Origin of the sequence: Hymenobacter profundi (genome assembly GCF_019334315.1) — a bacterium.
Lineage (GTDB): Bacteria > Bacteroidota > Bacteroidia > Cytophagales > Hymenobacteraceae > Hymenobacter > Hymenobacter profundi.
Window position 1 is genome coordinate 20,695 of record NZ_JAHWGL010000073.1, and the last position, 6,530, is coordinate 27,224.

Genomic DNA, 6,530 nt, shown 5'->3' on the forward strand with positions numbered 1-6,530 from the left:
CATAGGCTAGCGGAATTTGGGGTTCTTTACGCGGGGAGCAAGAATGTAGTTGACGGTAACCCCTAAAGTAGTATACCAGTCGTTGCCATCCTTACCACGACGCTGGCCAGCCTCGGTAAAGCTAGGGAAATCACTCGTGTTGTTGCGCACGCTATTTGTAATATCATGGCCAAAGTACTGAGCAGCACCAGGAGCCAATGTATTGCGCTCTACAAACGTACCGCTTACATCATCTAAGTAGTCGGTGAAGGTTTTACGGGTGATTAGCTCTAGACCGATGTCGAAGCTTTTATTTATCCGGTAACGAACACCTCCACCAAATGGTATAGCAAACTGTGTTAAGCTGTAATCTACCCCTTCTGTTTGCAAAGGCTGTAACTGCACGTAGTCACCATTGGCATCGGCACCCTTAGGGTTATGATGAAATACGGCAATACCGGCCGTGAGGTAAGGCACAAAGTCGGGACGCTTGAGGTAATTGTTACGGTTTTCGATTAAGTCGAATACTGCCATACCAGACAACTCCACAATATCGTTACGGAAGTTCATATTCCGGTTGTAGCGATAACGCGAGTCTGCGCCGTTTGGATCAGCTGCCTTCGCGTCATCACCGGAAATACGACCATAGTTCAACGCCACCTTAGCAGAAATGCGTGGAGCGAAACGGTGCATATAATATACCCCTATATTTGGGCGTGTAGCGGCAACACGGAAGCTGGGCAAACTAGTTTTCGGTACAATGTCACCAAAGTAGTTCATTGCATTTAGGCTTACCCCAATGGAGCTATACTGCTTCCGCTTGCTGAACTGTTGCGCGTTGGCCTGCGTAGCTACCAGCCCCATAAGCAGTAGTGAAGCCAGCGTGTGAGTGAAAATTTGCTTCATAAGTAAGCGGAAGTTATGATATGCAGGTCCAGAAGAAATGTGACAAAACCATTATGGCGTAGTCTTAACTAACGACAAAAGTAGAGGTTACGAAGAACTTAAAAAACAAAAATAATTATTTATCAATGTTTCAGACTGGAATACCGGCCGGGTTACGACGATCTAGTCCCCAATTCAGTTTACTACGCAAGGTGCTTAAAAAGTTAACGTGGTTTAGCTTCACCAAATGCGCATTGAAGGTTTCTCGACGTACGGCTATCTGAATGCCGGCATCGACGGTGACAGAGCGCGAGTCTAGCGAGAGCAGAAAGTTGTTGCTACGTCCTTCTATCTCAAAAGAAATTACGCTCTCATCGGGCACGATGAGTGGCCGAACATTCAAGTTGTGCGGACATACGGGAGCGATAACAAAATTGTTTGTTTGCGGAAGCATTACCGGGCCGCCACAGCTCAGCGAATATCCCGTAGAGCCGGTTGGAGTCGACACAATTAGGCCATCAGCCCAATATGAATTTAAGTATTCGCCGTCTATGTACGTGTGTACCACAATCATGGACGAAGTGTCGCGCTTCAGGATCGAAAATTCGTTCAGCCCAAAATTAATGCCACTAAAGACTTCGGGGTCAGTGTCTACTCGAATAAGGCTGCGCTCTTCAATGATAAAATGACCTTTAAACAATGCATCTAATGCCTGCGCAATACGCTCAGGATTGATAGTTGCCAGAAATCCTAACCGTCCGGTATTGATACCTAGGATAGGGATTTCCAGGCTACCCACGTAGGTTACTGTGTCTAGAAGAGTACCATCACCACCTATGCTGAGCACAAATTGTACGTCTTGCAAAGAGTCGCCGCGCTGAAAGCACGTTATGTTACCGGGGAGCTCCAGATGCTCGCGCAGGTAATCACAGAACCGGGTTTCGACCAGCACCTCGGCCTGCCGATCGGCCAAATCGTTGAGTAATGCCTGTAAATATGGTGCGGCTTCGTTGCTGAATGGTTTACCCAGGATAGCAATTTTCATAGGTAACGCTTTTGAATGAACATCCTTCCCGAGCTTATCTAGATAGGGAAAGATGTGCGAAAGAAAAAGCCGGTTTCACCCCGACCATTAAGGGCATATTCCGCTGTGAATACCCAATCGTAGTACGTAACCAGGTGCAGTCCAACACCCGCTGACGCCAGTAGTTGATTAGACAACCGATTCTGGAAACGCTCTGCTACGGCAGAGCGCCCTACTACGTAGCCGGCGTCGGTAAAGGTATTCAAATAAAAAACCAGCGGGATGCTGTTGACCTTTGGATTACCAATACTATTGAGTTGCAGACGGCCCAGATCGAGCAAACGGTACGATAGGCCTTGCCGGGCCAAGCCGTAGTAACGCCCATCTACCACGTACGCATCGTAGCCCCGCACCAAGGCCTCGTAGCCAAACGCGTGGTTGTCGGGGTAGGCAATGCGCTGAGCGAATCGGGCCCGCGCCTGTACGCCTACGCTGTAGTAGAACCCACGGCCTAGCGCCAGATAGCGAGCATACGTGCCGTACAAGGTAGTAATGCCGGGACTACCCGTACGCAAAAACACCCGCTGGCTAGCTACTAACTGCATGAAGCGACCGGTGAGGGGGTAAGCAAAAGTATTGCGCTGATTCAGGGTAGTGCTAAACGTGAAATCAAGATAGTTGCGGCGGTTATTGCCCAGGTAATAGTTGGGATTGAGTTGCGTAATCTCCGGTGCCACGCGCTCGTGGTGGTAGGAAACATCGAAAGCTGACAGGCGCTGCACGGTATGACGCCAGCGCAATCCAGCCAGGAAATACTGCCGTTGCAAGGCAAACCCATCGTCGGTGCGGTAGTTTACGAGGCGGTCCTGCACGGTTGCATAGTCCAAGGCGCGACTTTGATAGTAGGAGGCCGCCAGGCCCAAGCCCAGACGGCGGCGCCTTCCATAGCCTGGCGCCTCGTAGAAGATTTCGTACTTGCGGTTGAAGCCCAGTTGCAGGTTGGCAATGAGCTGTTCGTTGCGGCCTCGAAAGTTATTGCGAGTGAGGTGAATACCGTAGTCTACCCGACGCCAGCGGTCGGGGCGGTTGGCCCAGGATCGGAAGTTGCGGTCGGCCAACGAGAAGATGGGTACGGGGAAGGTGTACCAGCGTTCCTGTACTCCAAATAGCACCGTTATGCTGCCATCGCGGCACACCATCTGCAAGGCTACTTCATGAAAGAGCTGCAAGTTGTAGATGCGGCGACGGTTGGCCTCCAGGTGCTTACCCAACCCAATCACATTCAACGAGTCGCCCTCCCGGAAGTCTAGTTCGGCACGGAGAATTCGCTCTTTGGTTTTGACATTGCCTACAAACAGTACCTGGTCTACCTTTACCCGCGTGTAGCCAGGGCACTGTGCCCGCAGCGTGCTATCACTACCTATAGCGGCCCGCGTAGTATCGGGGAGGAAGATGGCGGAAGCTGGTGCTGGCAGCCAGCTCAACAGTAGGGACAGTAAACAGACCAGCAACTTTTGTTGAAATAAAGCGTCGGAGGAATGCTAGAAAGCTAGCAGCGCCGGGACTGCTGGAAGCGACTCCACATCAATAATCAGGCCGCCGGATGCTCACAAATGGCAACGCAATCTATTGCCTTTTCACGGCCTGACTTTGTTCTATCTACAAACTTAGATATTTCAACAGCGCATCATAACGCTCCTGATCTTCCGGTACCGCATCTTCGGCACCACTGAATTGCGCCGTGATGACGAAGCCAAACCGCTCCAGCGTAGCCACGATGCGCTGCATCTGCGGCGTATTGAGCCTCAGGGTCAGTTGAATCTTGTAGCTATCCTGCTCATCTTGCGCCACGTGGGCGCTGAGAATCTTGGCATTGTTCTCCTCCACGTAGCGACTGATCTGCGACAAAGAGTAGTCGCGCTCATTCATCGACAGAATTAGAATACCGCCACGGCCAGCTACGTCAGGGCTCTGCCCGAAGGCAGCCAGCACGTCGCTGATAGTGACAACGCCTATATAGTTACGCTGGTCGTCGAGCACGGGCACCAGCTGAATTTTATGTTGTACGGCTGCTTCCATGATGTTGTAGAAATGCTGATGACGCTGCACGTAGGCCGTGGCGTAGCCCAAAGGTAGGGTAGCCAGCTGGTGCGTCGGGTGCTCGTAATTAGTAACGTCGATATCAGTGACCAGGCCCACATACTGGCGGCCATCCAGCACGGGCAGTTGGCTTACGTGGAATTCTTCCAACCACTTGGCAGCTTTCCCAGCGGTGTCCGACACCTTGAGCGGCGGAATCATTTGATTTACTAAGTCTTCGGCTATCATCGAAAGCATCGGCAGGAAGAACTAATCAGAGGTAGGGAAAGCAACGCGGACAGTAAACGAAACGGCCGGGCATTCTCTTGTTTTTGAAGCCCGGCCGTTCGTTTTGGTATAATACGTAATTAATCGACAGGTTGGGGTTGGGTGCGGTGGAGAAATTGGTGGAGCAGCTGATTGAAGGCCACAGGGCGCTCCATCATAGGGGCGTGGCCGCAGTGGTCGAGGAAGCGCAGCTCTGCCTGAGGTAGCAGTCGGTAGAACTCGTGCGCCACCACAGGCGGCGTAATCGTATCATTCAACCCCCATACTAACAGCACGGGCACATGAATGTTGTGCAATTCCTTGCTAAGGTTGTGGCGCTGCGCCGACCGTGCAATGCTGATGATGCGCAAGCATTTGGCATTGGAGTTCGTGACGTTGAATACCTCATCTACCAACTCTTTGGTGGCAATTTGAGGGTCGTAGAACGTATAAGCCACCCGCTGCTGCACAAAATCGTAGTTGCCGCGCTTGGGAAAGGAGCTACCCATCGAATCCTCGAATAGGCCGCTGCTCCCCGTGAGCACTAGGCGCCCTACGTGGGCAGGATTGTGCAGCGTGTAGACCAGTGCCACGTGTCCGCCCAAGGAATTGCCCAGCACCACCATCGGCTCGGTCAGGCCCAGCTCGGCAAGGAAATCTTCTACAAAATTTACCAAGCCCGGCACGCCTGCTTTTAGCAGCGGCATGTCGTAGATGGGAAGCAGGGGAATGATGACGCGGTACTCGCCGCGGAAGCTGTCTACCACATCGTGCCAGTTGCTGAGCGCGCCAAACAAGCCGTGCAGCAATAGTAGCACCTCGCCACTGCCTTCATCAATGTATTGAAAATGATTACGTTCCTTGATCTGCAACTCCATCGTCTCAAAGGATAGTCTGGTCGGTAAGTGAAATTTCTACCCCACCGCTCTTTGCAATGATACAATACTTGACCCAATTGCGGAGCATAGTGCCGCCGTGGGTTGTCAGGAGGGCTTCGGGATGGAACTGCACGCCGTGGATGGGTAGGGTGGTGTGTCGGAAGGCCATTAACTCTTGGGTAGAGTCTGTGGTGTAGGCCAAAGGTTGCAAAGTGGGTGGCAGTTCTCGCAGTACCAGCGAGTGGTAGCGCGTTACGGCTACTTCCGTGGGCAAGCCGCAACGCAGAGGCTCCTCCCCTACCCACCGCACCATCGATACCTTGCCGTGCATGGGCCGAGCCGCCCGCCCTAGCTTCGCCCCGAAAAACTCGCCCAGCGCTTGATGGCCAAGGCACACACCCAGCATCGGCATGTGCTGATGGTAGGCTTCGATAACGGCTGGCATCACGCCCGCCGCAGCGGGTACGCCCGGTCCTGGCGACAGCACAATGCTGTCGAAATTAAGCTGCTGAATAGTAGCCAGCGGCACATCGTTGCGCACCACATGCACCTCGGCCCCAGCCTGGCACAGGTAGTCGCGCAGGGTGTAGGTGAAGGAGTCGAAGTTGTCGAGCAGCAGCAGGCGCATCCGGTGAAGTGGTGAGAGGATGAAATAGCGAAATGGCGAGTTTGACGTTTTGACCGCACATGTTGCGCAGATGGCATCATTAGAACGTCAAACTCGCTATTTCGCTATTTCATCCTCTCACTATTTTATCCCTCAACCTAAAACACGCCCCGAAGTTTTGCCAGTAGCGTGCCGGCAAAGGGCATCACCCATGCTACTACTTGCAAAGCCAGCGGCGTGGCGCGTTGCACGAAGGGTAGTACCTGCGAGTCGGCTGTAAGCTGGGATGAGAGCAAGGATATGCCCGAAAGTGAGAGGCCGTAGAGCAATAAGCTCAGGCCCAGTAGCCACTTCAGCAGCCCCGCCACGCCACCCAGCAAGTGGTCGAGCATGCCCAGGGGCGTCAGGTGCACGGCCGTTCGGATGAAGCCACCTAGTAGGTGCACGCCCCACATAATGAGCACAAACACTAGAAGAAACGCTACCAGCGGCAGCATCCCGAAGGCCTCGCCCACATAGTTACGCACCAGCGGAATAACGTCGTGCAGCAGGGCCAGTCCCCCAATCAGCCCCAGCACAAAGGCCAGCAGCGAAACAGCTTCCAGCACCAGTCCGCGCCGAAAGCCCTTCACGGCTCCTACCCCTAGCGGAATCAGCAGCAGAATATCAAGGCCAGACATGCGGTGAGGTGGTGAAGTGGCGAAGTTGTGAGTGGTGAGTTCCTACAAAGCGTCTGTCATCCTGAGCTTGCGAAGGATCTACTCACAGGAGAACGACAGACGTACCAACGACTCGTCCTAGCGTGAGAAGG

7 protein-coding genes are annotated in these 6,530 nt (G+C 53.2%); all 7 read right to left on the minus strand.

Features of this window, described 5'->3' with window-relative positions; genetic code table 11:
- Positions 1 to 6 precede the first annotated feature (6 nt).
- A complete protein-coding gene (locus KYK14_RS15635; RefSeq protein ID WP_219160106.1) occupies positions 7 to 885 on the minus strand; it encodes a DUF6089 family protein in 879 nt (292 codons plus the stop codon).
- A gap of 130 nt (positions 886 to 1,015) precedes the next feature.
- Positions 1,016 to 1,909: an NAD kinase gene (locus tag KYK14_RS15640; protein WP_219160108.1), complete on the minus strand. Its 894-nt coding sequence runs from the start codon at positions 1,907 to 1,909 to the stop codon at positions 1,016 to 1,018.
- 38 nt (positions 1,910 to 1,947) lie between these two features.
- Entirely contained in the window at positions 1,948 to 3,372 is a 1,425-nt protein-coding gene (locus KYK14_RS15645; RefSeq protein WP_219160110.1) for a POTRA domain-containing protein, read from the minus strand.
- A gap of 175 nt (positions 3,373 to 3,547) precedes the next feature.
- Entirely contained in the window at positions 3,548 to 4,225 is a 678-nt protein-coding gene (locus tag KYK14_RS15650) for a CBS domain-containing protein (protein ID WP_219160112.1), read from the minus strand.
- Between the two features lie 110 nt (positions 4,226 to 4,335).
- Positions 4,336 to 5,112, minus strand: a complete 777-nt coding sequence (locus KYK14_RS15655) for an alpha/beta fold hydrolase (RefSeq protein ID WP_219160114.1) — start codon at positions 5,110 to 5,112, stop codon at positions 4,336 to 4,338.
- A gap of 4 nt (positions 5,113 to 5,116) precedes the next feature.
- Positions 5,117 to 5,740: an anthranilate synthase component II gene (locus KYK14_RS15660; protein WP_219160115.1), complete on the minus strand. Its 624-nt coding sequence runs from the start codon at positions 5,738 to 5,740 to the stop codon at positions 5,117 to 5,119.
- 137 nt (positions 5,741 to 5,877) lie between these two features.
- Positions 5,878 to 6,399 (minus strand): CvpA family protein, encoded by a 522-nt coding sequence (locus KYK14_RS15665; RefSeq protein WP_219160117.1) that lies wholly within the window; start codon positions 6,397 to 6,399, stop codon positions 5,878 to 5,880.
- Positions 6,400 to 6,530 lie beyond the last annotated feature (131 nt).

What these genes read in the sequence shown, in the direction of transcription:
- KYK14_RS15665 (WP_219160117.1), bottom strand. Translation starts at nt 6,399, where the DNA reads ATGTCTGGCCTTGATATTCTGCTGCTGATTCCGCTAGGGGTAGGAGCC.
- KYK14_RS15635 (WP_219160106.1), bottom strand. Translation starts at nt 885, where the DNA reads ATGAAGCAAATTTTCACTCACACGCTGGCTTCACTACTGCTTATGGGG.
- KYK14_RS15655 (WP_219160114.1), bottom strand. Translation starts at nt 5,112, where the DNA reads ATGGAGTTGCAGATCAAGGAACGTAATCATTTTCAATACATTGATGAA.
- KYK14_RS15660 (WP_219160115.1), bottom strand. Translation starts at nt 5,740, where the DNA reads ATGCGCCTGCTGCTGCTCGACAACTTCGACTCCTTCACCTACACCCTG.
- KYK14_RS15640 (WP_219160108.1), bottom strand. Translation starts at nt 1,909, where the DNA reads ATGAAAATTGCTATCCTGGGTAAACCATTCAGCAACGAAGCCGCACCA.
- KYK14_RS15650 (WP_219160112.1), bottom strand. Translation starts at nt 4,225, where the DNA reads ATGCTTTCGATGATAGCCGAAGACTTAGTAAATCAAATGATTCCGCCG.